Origin of the sequence: Escherichia sp. E1130 (assembly GCF_005781065.1) — a bacterium.
In the GTDB taxonomy this organism is placed as follows: Bacteria; Pseudomonadota; Gammaproteobacteria; order Enterobacterales; family Enterobacteriaceae; genus Escherichia.
The window spans coordinates 176,239-193,061 of record NZ_VATL01000009.1; the positions used below are offsets into that span (position 1 = coordinate 176,239).

At 47.8% G+C, this 16,823-nt stretch carries 16 protein-coding genes; 10 read left to right on the forward strand and 6 right to left on the reverse strand.

The annotated features are described in order from the left end of the window. Position 1: 1 nt before the first annotated feature. On the reverse strand, positions 2-886 hold the full coding sequence (locus tag FEK66_RS10085; RefSeq protein WP_135407016.1) for a D-hexose-6-phosphate mutarotase: 885 nt from the start codon (positions 884-886) through the stop codon (positions 2-4). A gap of 83 nt (positions 887-969) precedes the next feature. Then, on the reverse strand, positions 970-1,965 hold the full coding sequence (gene gapA, locus FEK66_RS10090; protein WP_000153502.1) for a glyceraldehyde-3-phosphate dehydrogenase: 996 nt from the start codon (positions 1,963-1,965) through the stop codon (positions 970-972). Positions 1,966-2,306: 341 nt separating this feature from the next. On the opposite strand from gapA, the gene msrB reads away from it, so the two are divergent. From msrB to FEK66_RS10140, 10 genes are all read left to right on the forward strand, one after another. Beyond that, positions 2,307-2,720: a peptide-methionine (R)-S-oxide reductase MsrB gene (gene msrB, locus FEK66_RS10095; protein ID WP_130259880.1), complete on the forward strand. Its 414-nt coding sequence runs from the start codon at positions 2,307-2,309 to the stop codon at positions 2,718-2,720. A gap of 41 nt (positions 2,721-2,761) precedes the next feature. Continuing rightward, positions 2,762-3,034 carry a YeaC family protein gene (locus FEK66_RS10100; protein ID WP_130208380.1) on the forward strand — a complete coding sequence of 91 codons (273 nt, stop codon included), beginning with the start codon at positions 2,762-2,764 and terminating at the stop codon, positions 3,032-3,034. 359 nt (positions 3,035-3,393) lie between these two features. Beyond that, entirely contained in the window at positions 3,394-4,470 is a 1,077-nt protein-coding gene (locus FEK66_RS10105; protein WP_131161148.1) for a zinc-binding dehydrogenase, read from the forward strand. Positions 4,471-4,496: 26 nt separating this feature from the next. Further along, positions 4,497-5,876: an MFS transporter gene (locus FEK66_RS10110; RefSeq protein WP_135410029.1), complete on the forward strand. Its 1,380-nt coding sequence runs from the start codon at positions 4,497-4,499 to the stop codon at positions 5,874-5,876. Between the two features lie 16 nt (positions 5,877-5,892). Beyond that, positions 5,893-6,936, forward strand: coding sequence for an NAD(P)-dependent alcohol dehydrogenase (locus FEK66_RS10115; protein WP_131161150.1), 1,044 nt, complete (start codon positions 5,893-5,895; stop codon positions 6,934-6,936). 20 nt (positions 6,937-6,956) lie between these two features. Further along, positions 6,957-7,793 (forward strand): ketose-bisphosphate aldolase, encoded by an 837-nt coding sequence (locus FEK66_RS10120; protein WP_135407009.1) that lies wholly within the window; start codon positions 6,957-6,959, stop codon positions 7,791-7,793. Positions 7,794-7,797: 4 nt separating this feature from the next. Then, a complete protein-coding gene (locus tag FEK66_RS10125; protein WP_130208370.1) occupies positions 7,798-8,745 on the forward strand; it encodes a sugar kinase in 948 nt (315 codons plus the stop codon). A 9-nt stretch (positions 8,746-8,754) separates the two neighbouring features. Beyond that, entirely contained in the window at positions 8,755-9,735 is a 981-nt protein-coding gene (gene ydjG, locus FEK66_RS10130) for an NADH-dependent methylglyoxal reductase (protein ID WP_135494031.1), read from the forward strand. A gap of 136 nt (positions 9,736-9,871) precedes the next feature. Next, positions 9,872-10,630, forward strand: a complete 759-nt coding sequence (locus FEK66_RS10135; protein ID WP_130257697.1) for a DeoR/GlpR family DNA-binding transcription regulator — start codon at positions 9,872-9,874, stop codon at positions 10,628-10,630. A gap of 119 nt (positions 10,631-10,749) precedes the next feature. Then, positions 10,750-12,108 (forward strand): MFS transporter, encoded by a 1,359-nt coding sequence (locus tag FEK66_RS10140; RefSeq protein ID WP_135410027.1) that lies wholly within the window; start codon positions 10,750-10,752, stop codon positions 12,106-12,108. Between the two features lie 99 nt (positions 12,109-12,207). On the opposite strand, the gene pncA is transcribed toward FEK66_RS10140, so the two are convergent. From pncA to sppA, 4 genes are all read right to left on the reverse strand, one after another. Next, on the reverse strand, positions 12,208-12,849 hold the full coding sequence (gene pncA / locus FEK66_RS10145; protein WP_135494029.1) for a bifunctional nicotinamidase/pyrazinamidase: 642 nt from the start codon (positions 12,847-12,849) through the stop codon (positions 12,208-12,210). Positions 12,850-12,859: 10 nt separating this feature from the next. Next, entirely contained in the window at positions 12,860-13,876 is a 1,017-nt protein-coding gene (ansA, locus tag FEK66_RS10150) for an asparaginase (RefSeq protein WP_130208360.1), read from the reverse strand. Between the two features lie 131 nt (positions 13,877-14,007). Then, the gene (locus tag FEK66_RS10155; protein ID WP_130208358.1) at positions 14,008-14,718 is read right to left on the reverse strand and encodes an SIMPL domain-containing protein; all 711 of its coding nucleotides are present in this window, start codon (positions 14,716-14,718) and stop codon (positions 14,008-14,010) included. A 115-nt stretch (positions 14,719-14,833) separates the two neighbouring features. Continuing rightward, positions 14,834-16,690 (reverse strand): signal peptide peptidase SppA, encoded by a 1,857-nt coding sequence (gene sppA / locus FEK66_RS10160; protein ID WP_130259872.1) that lies wholly within the window; start codon positions 16,688-16,690, stop codon positions 14,834-14,836. Positions 16,691-16,823 lie beyond the last annotated feature (133 nt).

A 16,823-nucleotide genomic window follows, 5' to 3' on the forward strand; every position in this document is an offset into this window, starting at 1 on the left:
ATTAACGTTTGGCAACGCGAATGGATTGCGCCAGATGTGAAGGTTTCTCTTTGGTGACTTTTTGAGTTTCTGAAGCGTAAGCTGTTTCCACACAAACAAATGTTTTGTAGCCATCATCCGGCATATCGCCCATGCTGACAGAAAGCGCCGGTCCTGGGTTCCAGCCAACGACGTTCAGATGATGCTGGTGGCCTACGGCGATAATACGATTTAACGCCTCGTCATTAATCACACTGCAATCCTGGGCATTCAGATACACGCGGTCGGTACGATCCGGGAATGTCTGGACCCCGTCAGTTAGTGCACCTTCTTTTGCATCATTCACTTTATCAATGTAGCGATCGCCCAGACCACTGACGCTCACCCCGGCAATATCGCCAACATTAAAGTAGGTATGCAGGGCAGAGGTGGTTTCAAATTCGCCATGTGATTCAAGATCGATTTCACAGGTTTTACCCACGCGGAAATGCGCTAATAGCGTAAAGTCGTGTGGCCAGTATTTTTTCGTCTCTTCGCTTTGTGTCAATTCGAAAGTCAGCGCCACGCCATCGGCATCTTCACTATGTGATTTCAGCGTCCACGGCAGGTTACGGGCAAAACCGTGCGCAGGCAGACCTTGTTGTGCAGCCGGACCAAACCACGGCCAGCAAACCGGTACGCCGCCGCGAATGGCGACACCATTTTTAAACGGGGTATTGTTGCTCAACCACAGAACTTCTTCCTCAGCCGCAGGTTTCCACGAGAGAAGATGAGCGCCCTGTACTGCAAAAGAGGCTTTTACCTGGGGATGATCGACCACAATAAGGTCCAGTTCATCCAGTTTACGACGGGAGAGGACAGGGGTAATTTGTTCGATGACCGGAAGGGCAAAAATTTTCTTAATCATGACGCAGTCCTTTAACTTCATTTCATCAGGTAAAAAAAAGAGCGACCGAAGTCGCTCTTTATAGATCACCGTATCATCTCAACTTATTTGGAGATGTGAGCGATCAGGTCCAGAACTTTGTTGGAGTAACCGGTTTCGTTGTCGTACCAGGATACCAGTTTCACGAAGTTGTCGTTCAGAGCGATACCTGCTTTAGCATCGAACACGGAAGTGCAAACTTCGCCGTTGAAATCGGTAGATACTACGTCATCTTCGGTGTAGCCCAGAACGCCTTTCATTTCGCCTTCAGCAGCAGCTTTAACGGCAGCTTTGATCTGCTCGTAAGTTGCAGCTTTTTCCAGACGAACGGTCAGGTCAACTACGGATACGTTCGGAGTCGGAACGCGGAACGCCATACCAGTCAGTTTGCCATTCAGTTCTGGCAGTACTTTACCTACAGCTTTAGCAGCACCGGTAGAGGACGGGATGATGTTCTGAGAAGCGCCACGGCCGCCGCGCCAGTCTTTGTGAGACGGGCCGTCAACGGTTTTCTGAGTAGCGGTGGTAGCGTGAACGGTGGTCATCAGACCTTCGATGATACCGAAGTTATCGTTGATAACTTTAGCCAGCGGAGCCAGGCAGTTGGTGGTGCAGGAAGCGTTGGAAACGATGTCCTGGCCAGCATATTTGTCGAAGTTAGCGCCTTTAACGAACATCGGAGTGTTGTCTTTAGACGGACCAGTCATAACCACTTTTTTCGCACCAGCGGTGATGTGTTTACGAGCAGTTTCGTCAGTCAGGAACAGACCAGTTGCTTCAGCGACAACGTCAACACCAACTTCGTCCCATTTCAGGTTAGCCGGATCACGTTCAGCGGTAACACGGATTTTTTTACCGTTAACGATCAGATGACCGTCTTTCACTTCAACGGTGCCGTCGAAACGACCGTGAGTGGAGTCATATTTCAGCATGTATGCCATGTAATCAGCGTCTAACAGGTCGTTGATTGCAACGATCTCGATGTCAGAACGTTTCTGAGCAGCACGGAAAACAATGCGACCGATACGGCCAAAACCGTTGATACCTACTTTGATAGTCATATATTCCACCAGCTATTTGTTAGTGAATAAAAGGTTGCCTGTAAAATTACAAAAACCTTACGCAGCGTCAAGCGGAATCGTGTCAATCATTGCGACAAATCAATCCTCTGCCTAAGCATTACGCGACTGACTTGCCTCACTCTTCCTTTGTGCCTGAAACCACATGAGGGCGGCGCCGAGAATTTTAAAGGGCAATTATGATAAAAATGTGATTTTCATCACGATTTGGGCGCTGCCATTTCGCTGAGATCAAGTTTAGGACAAATTTTTGCCAGTTGGTGTTAATGTTTTGTTAGAATTGGTCGCGTAATGTGAGCGTGATTAAAGTGAGATGTGAGCAAATGGCTAACAAACCTTCGGCAGACGAACTGAAAAAGAAATTGTCCGAGATGCAGTTTTACGTGACACAGAATCACGGGACCGAGCCGCCATTTACTGGCCGTTTACTGCACAATAAGCGTGACGGCCTTTACCACTGTTTGATCTGCGATGCCCCTCTGTTTCACTCCCAGTCTAAATATGATTCAGGTTGTGGCTGGCCGAGCTTTTACGAACCGGTGAGTGAAGATTCAATTCGTTATATCAAAGACTTGTCACATGGAATGCAGCGCATCGAGATTCGTTGCGGTAACTGTGATGCCCATCTTGGACATGTCTTTCCTGATGGGCCGCAGCCCACAGGCGAACGTTATTGTGTTAACTCAGCCTCTTTACGTTTCACTGATGGTGAAAATGGCGAAGAAATCAACGGTTGAAAAAACGATTCAGCAACTTATTCCACAGGAGCGGAAAAATCATGAATCTTGATGAAATGATCAACAGCATGACGCCTGAGGTTTATCAGCGTTTATCGACCGCTGTTGAACTGGGAAAATGGCCAGATGGCGTTGCGCTGACCGAACAACAAAAAGAGAACTGCCTGCAACTGGTCATGCTTTGGCAAGCTCGAAACAATACCGACGCGCAGCATATGACCATCGACACCAACGGTCAGATGGTGATGAAGAGCAAGCAGCAACTGAAAGAAGATTTTGGTATTACGGCGAAACCGATTGCTATGTTTAAGTGATGGAGTTATCCCCTTTACAGGTAATTAATAAAGGGGATTGCCTGAAATTAATTGTCCAATCCCTCGTCGATTTCGTTTGTAGCTTTAAACCTTTCCGGAGCTTCACGTTTGTATTAACCCCCTGAATTTTTCATCCCTGAATCCTTTCTTTCGTAAGTAGGGATCACTGCTGAATTTCCCTCTTTTGCGTACCGCCTTCCATCAATCTGTAACCCATTCTCAGGTTTTCTGCGTATTTGTGATCTAAGTTGTAAATCGCAGATCATTATCTGTGTTTTGAAGATTTAATGTTGACCTCAAAAATCATGTGGGTAAGTATGATGGTCATCTAAGCAAAACAAAACACAAAGGATGACGCAATGAAAGCACTGGCTCGGTTTGGCAAGGCCTTTGGCGGCTACAAGATGATTGATGTCCCACAGCCCATTTGTGGTCCGGAAGATGTGGTGATTGAAATTAAAGCCGCAGCTATCTGTGGCGCAGACATGAAACACTACAACGTTGATAGCGGTTCTGATGAGTTTAACTCTATCCGCGGCCATGAGTTCGCAGGTTGTATTGCGCAGGTTGGTGAAAAAGTCAAAGACTGGAAAGTGGGGCAACGCGTCGTGTCGGATAACAGCGGTCACGTTTGCGGCGTTTGTCCGGCCTGTGAACAAGGTGATTTTCTGTGTTGTACAGAAAAAGTAAACCTTGGTCTGGATAACAATACCTGGGGCGGTGGTTTTTCCAAATATTGTCTGGTTCCTGGTGAAATTCTCAAAATTCATCGTCATGCGTTGTGGGAAATCCCTGATGGTGTTGATTATGAGGACGCAGCCGTACTTGACCCTATTTGTAATGCCTACAAATCCATCGCGCAGCAATCGAAATTCCTTCCTGGTCAGGATGTGGTCGTCATCGGCACTGGCCCACTCGGGCTGTTTTCCGTACAAATGGCGCGGATTATGGGGGCGGTAAATATCGTCGTCGTTGGTCTGCAAGAAGATGTGGCGGTCCGCTTCCCGGTTGCAAAAGAACTGGGGGCAACGGCAGTAGTAAATGGTTCTACCGAAGATGTGGTGGCGCGCTGCCAGCAAATTTGTGGCAAAGACAATTTGGGACTGGTGATTGAATGCTCCGGTGCCAATATCGCATTGAAACAAGCCATCGAAATGCTCCGCCCGAATGGGGAAGTGGTACGCGTTGGAATGGGCTTCAAACCTCTTGATTTCTCGATTAATGACATTACCGCCTGGAACAAAAGCATCATTGGACATATGGCCTATGACTCCACCTCCTGGCGTAACGCTATCCGGCTATTAGCCAGCGGTGCTATCAACGTCAAACCGATGATCACGCATCGTATTGGCCTTTCGCAATGGCGCGAAGGGTTTGATGCGATGGTCGATAAAACCGCAATCAAAGTGATCATGACTTACGACTTTGATGAATAACTACTCTCCTGAAGGAACGTTATCGCATGGAACAGATAACAAAACCGCATTGTGGTGCACGGCTGGATCGCTTACCGGATTGCCGCTGGCATTCGTCAATGTTTGCCATCGTCGCGTTTGGCTTGCTTGTCTGCTGGAGTAATGCCGTTGGTGGCTTGATCCTCGCGCAGCTGAAAGAGTTGGGCTGGACAGATAATTCCACCACCGCCACATTTTCGGCAATTACGACTGCCGGAATGTTTCTCGGTGCGCTGGTGGGCGGCATTATCGGAGACAAAACCGGACGCAGAAACGCGTTCATCCTCTATGAGGCCATTCATATTGCCTCGATGGTTGTCGGTGCTTTCTCACCGAATATGGATTTCCTTATTGCCTGCCGTTTTGTGATGGGCGTTGGGTTGGGAGCTTTATTGGTTACACTGTTTGCTGGTTTCACCGAATATATGCCCGGTAGAAATCGTGGAACGTGGTCCAGTCGGGTTTCCTTTATTGGCAACTGGTCATATCCGCTCTGTTCATTGATAGCGATGGGACTCACGCCGTTGATCAGCGCAGAGTGGAACTGGCGGGTACAACTGCTTATTCCTGCAATATTGTCGCTTATCGCTACGGCGCTGGCCTGGCGCTACTTTCCTGAATCCCCGCGCTGGCTGGAATCGCGCGGACGGTATCAGGAAGCCGAGAAAGTCATGCGGAGTATAGAAGAAGGCGTCATACGCCAGACGGGTAAACCCTTACCGCCAGTGGTTATTACTGATGACGGTAAAGCGCCACAAGCGGTGCCGTATTCTGCCTTACTGACGGGAGTATTACTAAGACGCGTTATTTTAGGTTCTTGTGTACTTATTGCCATGAACGTTGTGCAGTACACGTTAATTAACTGGTTGCCAACGATATTCATGACCCAGGGAATTAATTTAAAAGACTCCATTGTCTTAAATACTATGAGTATGTTTGGCGCGCCGTTTGGCATTTTTATTGCTATGTTGGTGATGGATAAAATTCCGCGCAAAACAATGGGTGTTGGGCTATTAATTCTGATTGCGGTGCTCGGATATATCTATTCACTGCAAACCAGTATGTTGCTCATAACGTTGATTGGTTTCTTCCTGATTACTTTCGTCTATATGTACGTTTGCTATGCCTCAGCAGTGTATGTCCCTGAGATCTGGCCGACAGAGGCCAAACTCCGTGGCTCCGGTCTGGCGAATGCGGTAGGGCGAATCAGTGGTATTGCCGCACCTTATGCCGTTGCAGTGCTGCTCAGTAGTTATGGCGTAACGGGTGTCTTTATTCTTCTGGGGGCGGTTTCAATTATTGTCGCAATTGCTATCGCCACCATTGGAATTGAAACCAAAGGTGTCTCCGTTGAAAGTTTAAGTATTGATGCAGTAGCCAATAAATAATACTGGTGGATTCAAAATGAAAAATTCAAAAGCAATATTGCAGGTGCCGGGCACAATGAAAATTATTTCAGCGGAAATACCTGTGCCTAAAGAAGATGAAGTTTTGATTAAAGTAGAATATGTCGGTATTTGTGGTTCAGATGTACATGGTTTTGAATCAGGCCCGTTTATTCCGCCTAAAGACCCAAATCAAGAAATTGGCCTTGGTCATGAATGCGCCGGGACGGTTGTGGCTGTGGGAAGCCGCGTGCGCAAATTTAAACCGGGGGATCGGGTAAATATTGAACCTGGCGTTCCTTGCGGTCACTGTCGTTACTGTCTGGAAGGCAAATATAACATCTGCCCGGACGTTGATTTTATGGCGACACAACCCAACTACCGCGGCGCATTAACGCACTATCTGTGTCATCCGGAGAGCTTTACTTACAAACTGCCCGACAATATGGACACGATGGAAGGGGCGCTGGTGGAGCCTGCGGCGGTCGGGATGCACGCCGCCATGCTGGCAGATGTTAAACCGGGTAAGAAGATAATTATTCTGGGAGCAGGTTGTATTGGTTTGATGACGTTGCAAGCGTGCAAATGCCTCGGGGCAACAGAAATTGCCGTCGTTGATGTGCTGGAAAAACGTCTGGCAATGGCGGAACAGCTTGGCGCGGCAATGGTCATCAATGGCGCTAAACAAGACACTATTGCGTGCTGTCAGCAATTTACCGAAGACATGGGCGCAGATATTGTTTTTGAAACTGCGGGTTCTGCGGTAACGGTAAAACAAGCTCCCTATCTGGTGATGCGCGGTGGAAAAATTATGATTGTCGGCACAGTACCCGGCGATTCGGCCATCAACTTTCTCAAAATCAATCGGGAAGTCACCATCCAGACGGTTTTCCGCTATGCCAACCGTTATCCGGTCACGATTGAAGCTATTTCATCAGGGCGATTCGATGTGAAATCGATGGTAACGCATATTTACGATTACCAGGATGTACAACAGGCATTTGAAGAGTCGGTTAACAACAAATGCGACATTATTAAAGGCGTTATTAAACTTAGCGATTAATTACTACGGGAGAACGGAATATGCTAGCAGATATCAGATTTTGGGAAAATGATGCCACCAATAAACATTATGCTATTGCCCATTTTAATGTATGGAATGCTGAAATGTTAATGGGGGTTATCGACGCAGCAGAAGAAGCAAAATCACCGGTTATTATTTCTTTTGGTACGGGATTTGTCGGAAATACCTCATTCGAAGATTTCTCGCATATGATGGTATCAATGGCACAAAAAGCAACGGTACCGGTAATTACCCACTGGGATCATGGCCGGAGTATGGAAATTATCCATAACGCCTGGACTCATGGAATGAACTCCTTAATGCGCGATGCATCCGCGTTTGATTTCGAAGAAAATATTCGTTTAACCAAAGAGGCTGTTGATTTCTTCCATCCGCTGGGTATTCCGGTAGAGGCGGAATTAGGACATGTCGGTAATGAAACCGTTTATGAGGAAGCGCTGGCGGGCTATCACTATACCGATCCTGACCAGGCCGCAGAATTTGTTGAACGCACGGGCTGTGACTCACTGGCTGTCGCCATTGGCAACCAGCATGGGGTTTATACGTCAGAGCCACAATTGAACTTTGAGGTCGTCAAACGCGTGCGCGATGCCGTTTCTGTTCCGCTGGTTTTACATGGCGCATCGGGGATCAGTGATGCTGATATTAAAACCGCGATTTCATTGGGTATAGCGAAAATCAATATTCATACTGAACTGTGCCAGGCCGCAATGGTGGCAGTGAAAGAAAATCAGGATCAGCCTTTCTTGCACCTGGAGCGAGAAGTCCGTAAATCAGTTAAAGAAAGGGCATTAGAAAAAATCAAATTATTTGGTTCAGACGGCAAGGCGGAATAATGTAATGGACAATCTTGAAGTTATATGTATAGGTGGCGCTATCGTTGATATTCCATTACAGCCGGTCAGTAAAAAAATTTTTGACGTAGATTCTTATCCGCTTGAAAGAATAGCAATGACCACGGGAGGCGACGCAATCAATGAAGCAACGATTATTTCTCGCCTGGGGCATCGCACGGCATTAATGAGCCGCATTGGTAAAGATGCCGCAGGACAATTTATTCTCGACCATTGTTGCAAAGAGAATATTGATATTCAAAGCCTGAAACAGGACGTCAGCGTAGATACCTCTATTAACGTTGGACTTGTAACGGAGGATGGCGAGCGGACATTTGTCACTAATCGCAACGGCAGTTTGTGGAAATTGAATATTAATGATGTCGACTTTGTACGGTTTTCTCAGGCAAAGTTATTATCGCTAGCAAGTATATTCAACAGTCCACTATTGGATGGTAAAGCGCTAACTGAAATTTTTACGCAAGCGAAAGCCCGGCAGATGATCATTTGTGCCGATATGATCAAGCCTCGTCTGAATGAAACACTGGATGATATTCGCGAAGCATTGAGTTATGTCGATTATCTGTTTCCAAATTTTGCCGAGGCAAAATTACTCACCGGAAAAGAGACGTTGGATGAAATTGCTGACTGCTTTCTTGAGTGCGGTGTAAAAACGGTAGTAATTAAGACGGGTAAAAACGGCTGCTTTATCAAGCGTGGTGAAATGACGATGACGGTACCAGCAGTAGCGGGAATTACGGCCATCGACACCATTGGCGCGGGCGATAACTTTGCTTCTGGTTTTATTGCGGCACTGCTGGAAGGTAAAGAGCTGCGTGAATGCGCGCGCTTTGCCAATGCAACGGCAGCTATATCGGTACTGAGTGTTGGTGCCACCACCGGTGTGAAAAACAGAAAGCTGGTCGAACAATTGCTGGAAGAATATGAAGGGTAATGAAGGCAAATGAAAATGATACCTTTAGGCACAACGGATATAACGCTTTCACGGATGGGGTTGGGGACATGGGCCATTGGCGGTGGTCCTGCATGGAATGGCGATCTCGATCGGCAAATTTGTATTGATACGATTATTGAAGCTCATCGTTGCGGTATTAACCTGATTGATACTGCGCCAGGATATAACTTTGGCAATAGTGAAGTTATTGTCGGCCAGGCGTTAAAACAATTGCCTCGCGAACAAATTGTCGTCGAAACGAAATGCGGTATTGTCTGGGAACGAGAAGGCAGTTTATTCAACAAAGTCGGCGATCGTCAGTTGTACAAAAACCTCTCTCCTGAATCTATCCGCGAAGAAGTCGATGCCAGCTTGCAACGTCTCGGCATTGACTACATCGATATTTACATGACGCACTGGCAGTCGGTGCCGCCTTGTTTTACGCCGATTGCAGAAACCGTAGCAGTACTTAATGAGCTGAAGGCTGAGGGGAAGATTCGTTCGATAGGCGCTGCTAATGTCGAAGCTGATCATATACGCGAATATCTGCGATATGGTGAGCTGGATATTATTCAGGCGAAATATAGCATCCTCGATCGGGCAATGGAAAACGAACTGCTGCCGCTATGTCGGGATAACGGCATTGTGGTTCAGGTCTATTCACCGTTAGAGCAGGGGCTGCTGACAGGTACCATCACTCGCGATTATATTCCAGGCGGCGCACGGGCAAATAAAGTTTGGTTCCAGCGTGAAAACATGCTCAAAGTGATTGATATGCTTGAACAGTGGCGGCCACTTTGTGCGCGTTATCAGTGCACAATTCCTACTCTGGCGCTGGCGTGGATATTAAAACAGAGCGATTTAATCTCCATTCTTAGCGGAGCAACTGCGCCTGAACAGGTACGTGAAAATGTGGCTGCGCTGAATATCAACTTATCGGATGCAGACGCAATATTGATGAGGGAAATGGCAGAGGCCCTGGAGCGTTAACTACCCCACACGATCCACCTCTGTTTCTGTGAAAACTGTGATGAAAATCTGTGATTCAAACAGGTTATTTTGAAAGTAAACATCGCTTATGCGATAATCGCGCTAATGTGATGTAAAAAGAGACAGGGGTGTAATCGTGGCGGCAAAAGACAGGATTCAGGCAATTAAACAGATGGTTGCCAACGATAAAAAAGTAACGGTTTCGAATTTGAGCTCGATTTTTCAGGTAACCGAAGAAACTATTCGCCGCGATCTTGAGAAGCTGGAAGATGAAGGCTTTTTGACCAGAACTTATGGTGGCGCTGTTTTAAATACAGCGATGCTGACGGAAAATATCCATTTCTATAAGCGAGCTTCGTCGTTTTATGAAGAGAAGCAGCTTATTGCTCGCAAGGCGCTGCCGTTTATCGACAATAAAACGACGATGGCAGCCGATTCCAGTAGTACCGTTATGGAATTGCTCAAATTGTTGCAGGACCGTAGTGATCTGACGTTGCTAACCAACTCGGCAGAAGCTATTCATGTTCTGGCTCAGTCAGAAATTAAAGTTGTTTCAACCGGTGGGGAACTGAACAAAAACACGCTTTCTCTGCAAGGACGAATTACTAAAGAGATCATCAGTCGTTATCACGTCGATATTATGGTAATGAGTTGTAAAGGTCTTGATATTAACAGCGGCGCACTGGACTCGAACGAAGCTGAAGCTGAAATCAAAAAGACAATGATCCGCCAGGCGACAGAAGTTGCGTTATTAGTCGATCACTCCAAGTTTGATCGCAAAGCTTTTGTTCAGTTAGCTGACTTTAGTCATATTAATTACATAATAACTGATAAATCACCGGGGGCAGAATGGGAAGAGTTTTGCAAAGACAATAATATCCAGCTTGTGTGGTAGCTTAAACACACGTTGTCAATGTTATTTGTTCCAGCGCCCGTGAAATAAAATGATGATAAAAATGCGGCAAGTGAGTTTGCCGCAATTGCTACCTTTTTTAGCAAAATTCGAGGCACCAAATGGAACAATATGATCAAATTGGCGCAAGACTGGACCGCCTGCCTTTGGCCCGGTTTCATTATCGTATATTTGGCATAATCAGCTTTAGTCTGTTATTAACTGGTTTTTTAAGTTATTCAGGTAATGTTGTTTTAGCAAAGCTGGTAAGCAATGGATGGTCAAATAATTTCCTCAATGCTGCTTTTACGTCGGCATTGATGTTTGGTTATTTCATCGGTTCGCTTGCTGGTGGATTCATTGGTGATTACTGTGGACGGCGCCGGGCATTCCGCATGAACCTTCTGATTGTCGGTATTGCGGCGACAGGCGCTGCTTTCGTCCCTGATATGTACTGGCTCATCTTCTTTCGCTTCCTGATGGGGACAGGAATGGGGGCGCTGATTATGGTTGGCTATGCTTCATTTACTGAGTTTATTCCCGCTCTGGTTCGTGGAAAATGGTCCGCGCGACTCTCATTTGTCGGCAACTGGTCGCCCATGTTGTCAGCGGCGATTGGCGTTGTCGTTATCGCTTTCTTCAGTTGGCGCATAATGTTTCTGCTGGGCGGTATTGGGATAATATTAGCATGGTTACTCTCTGGTAAATATTTTATTGAGTCGCCTCGTTGGCTGGCGGGTATTGGACAATTACCGGGAGCAGAAAGGCAACTTCGTGAAGTAGAGCAGCAAATCGAAAAAGAGAAGGGTATTCATCTACCACCACTTGCTTTGAGGCAAAGCGAAAGTCGGAGTCATGAAATCAGTGGTACTTTTTGGTTGCTATTTAAAGGCGAGATGTTGCGGCGCACGTTAGTCGCGATTACGGTTTTAATTGCAATGAATATTTCGCTTTATACTATCACCGTATGGATACCTACCATATTTGTTAATTCTGGTATTGATGTTGATAAATCGATATTAATGACCGCTGTTATTATGATTGGTGCTCCGGTTGGAATATTCATTGCTGCGTTAGTTATTGATCACTTTCCTCGCCGATTATTTGGCTCGTCTTTGCTTATAATTATTGCTGTGTTGGGATATATATATTCAATACAAACTACAGAATGGGCTATTTTAGGCTATGGCCTGGTGATGATCTTCTTTCTTTATATGTATGTTTGTTTCGCGTCGGCGGTGTATATCCCGGAACTTTGGCCAACCCATTTACGCCTGCGCGGCTCGGGATTTGTTAATGCAGTAGGACGAATCGTCGCGGTCTTCACTCCGTATGGCGTCGCGGCGTTATTAACGCATTATGGTTCGATAACGGTCTTTATGGTGCTTGGTGTCATGTTGGTGTTATGTGCGCTGGTCCTCTCCATTTTTGGCATCGAAACGCGAAAGGTGTCGCTGGAACGAATTTCTGGTGTGAATTGAATTTTCGCTGATTGTGTCAATTGCCAGACGCAGCTGGCGTGTTTATCTGGCCTACGATGTAATTAAGGAATTGTAGGCCAGAGATGGATCTGACTAATTTTATCCCTGCGTCTCTTCCCAGTCTGTCAGCGTGTACAATGTTGCCCCGGCAACTGACATCTCCATAAACGCGTGCGCACTGTCCTGCGGCTGGATATTCACGCCACGACAGCCATCGGTAATCACGTTAACCTTGTAACCTAACTGCAACGCGTCCAGGACGGTAAACTTCACGCAATAGTCCGTAGCCAGCCCCATAATGATCAGTTCATTGATTTCATGGTCGCGCAACCAACCATCGAGCTCGGTTTTCTGCCGCCGCCCGTTATCAAAAAAGGCACTGTAACTGTCGACTAAAGGATTTTCGCCTTTGTGAAACACGGCATCAATCGACTTTTGCGCCAGCAGAGAGTGCAACGCTGCACCTTCGCTGTGTTGCACACAGTGATCGGGCCAGAAGGTTTGCGGTAGGCCATCAAGCTGACCCTGTGTATAAGGCTCTACACCTTGCTGGCTGGCGAAGCTGCCGTGATTGGCCGGATGCCAGTCCTGACTGGCGACGACCGCTTCACCGCGTGCTTTGCACCAACTTATCAGGGCATTAGCAACATCAACCGTGCTATCGCCTTCGGCAACAGCCAGCGCACCGCCAGCGCAGAAATCATTTTGTAAATCGACCAGTAACAGAGCGCGTTGGGGCATTACAGTCTCCTTAATCATCCGGCGTCAGTTCGCCGCGCAGGTTTTGGCTCATGGCCTTGCGAATGGTTTCGGTATCCAGTCCCTGGCTGAGCAGGTAGTGCAGTTTGGTTAGCGTGGCTTCTACGGTCATATCCGCACCGCCAATAACACCGGCATGGGCGAGGGCGTTACCGGTGGCATAACCGCCCATATTGACTTTACCGGACATGCATTGTGTCAGGTTAACCACCACAATTCCGCGATCGCTGGCTTCTTGTAATTCTTGCAGGAATGCTTTGTTTTGCGGCGCATTACCCACGCCATAAGAGCGCAGAATCAACGCCTTAACCGGTTGACGCAGGAAGTTACGTACGACGTCGGCAGAAATCCCCGGATAAATCGTCACTACGCCGATCGGCTGTGGTGTAATCGGATGAACGATCAGCTCACCAGTGCCGTGTGGGGCGGGCGGTGTATTTAAACGGCGAATATGAATACCCGCTTCCAGTAACGGTGGAAGGTTTGGTGACGCGAAGGCATCAAAACCATCGGCATGGGCTTTGGTGGTGCGGTTGCCGCGATACAGGCGATTATTAAAAAAGAGTGTGACTTCGTTGATGGGATAGTTCGCCGCAACGTACAACGCATTCAGCAAATTGATTTGTCCGTCAGAGCGTAACTCGGCTAATGGGATTTGTGACCCTGTCACAATAACCGGTTTTCCGAGGTTCTCCAGCATGAACGACAGCGCAGAGGCGGTATACGCCATCGTGTCGGTGCCGTGCAGAATGACAAAACCATCGTACTCGTCATAGTGCGCTTTAATATCTTCAGCAATATGCTGCCAGTCCTCTGGCGTCATATCAGAAGAATCCATCAGCGGCGTGTATTCATGAATGGTGAAATCCGGCATCTCCGGGCGATGGAACTCTGGCATCAGCGCCAGCTGGCGTTGTAGATGGCCCGACACCGGAATATATCCCTGCTCGGAACGCTGCATCCCGATGGTCCCGCCCGTGTAGGCAACGTAAATTGATTTCTTTTGCATGATATTGATATGAATGATACCGAAAGAGCAAAAGTATATACGTGAGGGGCAGCAAGCGCACCTGGATACTCTGTGGATATGAGAAAAGCCCGGCGGAACAGAGGGATTAGCGTTCCGCCGGAGAAAAATGGTTAATCCTGCAACGCATAGGTTACGGTCGTGACTACACGCACCGTTTTGTTTATCGCCGAGGGATCATCTTCATCACTGCCACTGGCGAAAATCTGGAACACGCCTTGTGACGCATCGCTAATGGACCCCACCTGGCTACCTGAATCCGTCGCAAACTGTAATGCTGCGTTACGTGCGTCTTTCGTTGCGGCAGCAATCATCTCCGCGCGAACTGCGCCAATACCATTAAAGCGGTAGGCGATTTTGCTATCAGCGATCGCGCCATCTGTGGCGATTTGCAGGTCGTTTAATTTAGCGACGACTTTTTCGACGGCAGCAACGTTATGCGTTTTTATCGTAACAGACCCGTCAGCGTTATAGCGTGGCATCGTCGGATCATCTTTGAGGTAAAAGGCATCCGTTCGCTTACTTGTCCATTGACCCACGTTGATCTCTTTGTCGTTAATCCCCTGAGCGTGGAATTCGGCAACAATCTTTTTCTGCGCATCTTCAAGTTTCGGGAACAGTTCGCCAGGAACATTACCCTTAAAGTTGATAGCAATTGTTAATTCAGCCGTATCTGCGCGAACTTCTTTTTCTGAAAGCCCCCGCACGTTCACATAACGGTTGTTGGTTTTTAGATGTTTAACACCATCGCCAACAAAATAACCACAGGCGCTGATCCCCAGTCCGAGGACAATAGCGGCAATTAAAGAGGGTGCCTTATTCACTGATGACTCCATAACAGATGCTAAATGAGCAAGGGAATGTAGTGGAGAGAGGGAGTGAAAGACAGTCCGGTTCAGGAGTGTGGCCGACAGCATATCGGCCACATATTTGCAGGAATTAACGCACGTTGGCGCAGGTCAGGCAAAACGCGTAACGGTTTTGCGGATCGTTAAAGGCCGCCAGCTTGTCGCTTTCGCTTTTAACGGTTGAAGCGACCGAGGCCAGCGGCGCAGGCAGCATGGCCTGGAGCGTATCTGGCAGCATTGCCCGTACTGAACCTGACATATTGTCCATCACCTTGTCGAAGAAGGTCGGTTCATCGACGTAATATTCCAGATGCCATTGTTTCAGTTTTGCCAGTTCAGCCGCTTTGGCAACCGCATCATCGAAATCACCGAGACTATCGACCAGCCCATTCGCTTTTGCATCCTGACCGGTCCAGACATGACCCTGGGCGATTTTATCAATCTGCTCTGGCGTCGAATTACGCGAATCAGCAACCAGCGTGATAAAGCGTTTATAGCCGTTCTCAATGCTCAATTGCATCATCTGCTGCACTTCTGGCGGCAGTGATTTAGTGATGGAAACATCTGCCAATGGTGATGTAGACACGCCATCGGTATGTACACCAATCGAATCAAGGCTGTTTTCTACAGTGGTGATCACGCCGAAGATCCCGATAGAACCGGTCAGGGTGCTCGGGTTAGCCACAATGTAATTGGCCGGCGTGGAGATCCAGTAACCACCGGATGCTGCCATACCGCCCATTGACACAACCACAGGCTTGCCAGCGGCTCTGGCAGCTGCCAGTTCAGAGCGAATCACTTCAGAAGCCGTTACGCTTCCGCCAGGGCTGTTTACGCGCAGAACGATCGCTTTCACTTTCGGATCAAGGCGAGCGTCACGGATTTGTGCCGCAGTCGTATCGCCGCCAACATTCCCCTGAGTTTCTTCGCCATCCATAATCGCGCCATTAGCGAAGACGACACCGATGCTGTCGCCGGTATCTGCCGGAGTTTTCAGTGCGTAATCGTAATAACTGATGGCGCGATAATTTTTATCAGCCTTGCTCCAGCCAAACTCTTTGGTCAGGGCTTTTTCAATTTCGGCATTCGTTGCCAGCGCGTCGACCAGTTTGTTGTCCAGCGCGTACTTCGCAGTATCGCCGCCCGTTTCGGTTAAGCCAGCAAGTAGCCCTTGCGCCCCAGGGAATACCTGCTGGGCAGAGATCTGGCGGTTAGCGGCAACGGTGTTGAGATAGTTTTGCCACAGTTCGCCAATCCAACGGCTATCGGCTTCGCGAGCCGCCGGGGACATATCATCACGAATAAACGGTTCAACGGCAGATTTATACGTACCCACGCGGAACACATGGGTGGAAACTTTCAGCTTATCCAGCAACGATTTGTAGTACAGACCGTTGGTGGCAAAACCGTGCAGATCAACCACGCCTTGCGGGGACAGCCAAATTTTGTTGGCGAAACTGGCGAGGTAATATTGCCCCTGGCTATAGTTCTCACCAATGGCATAAACCGGTTTACCGCTGTCACGAAACTCTTTCAGAGCCTTACCAATATATTGCATGGAAGGTTGATCGCCGCCCGCAAAGTTTTTCAGATCCATCACGATACCGGTGATATTCCGGTCATCTTTAGCCTGGCGAATCGTGTTCACGATATCAAACAGCGAATTTTCCTGCAGACGATCGGAACTGGCGCCAAGCAGCTGGCGGCTTAACTTACTAAACCGCTGCGAACTGTCGGGCTTATCGACGATCACGCCTGAAATATCGAGCAGTAATGCGCCACGACCGGCGGTTTCTTTGGTATCGCTACTACTGACCTGCATCCAGATCCCCACGCCAACCAGCACGAGGAAAATAAAGAACAGGTTAAGTACCATTTCACGGACAAAATTGAGCAGACGCCACGTCCATTTAAAAAATCCGGCAATAAATCGCCAAAGGGTTCGCATGTATTCTCCCAGACTAAAGGTCACACCTGTTGCAGGTGCAATAGATGTGGTTATCGTAATGACCCAACCGGCACTTGTCAGCAGGAATCGCGGACTGTGCTGTAACAAAATCCACTCTCGTGTTAATTTTGTG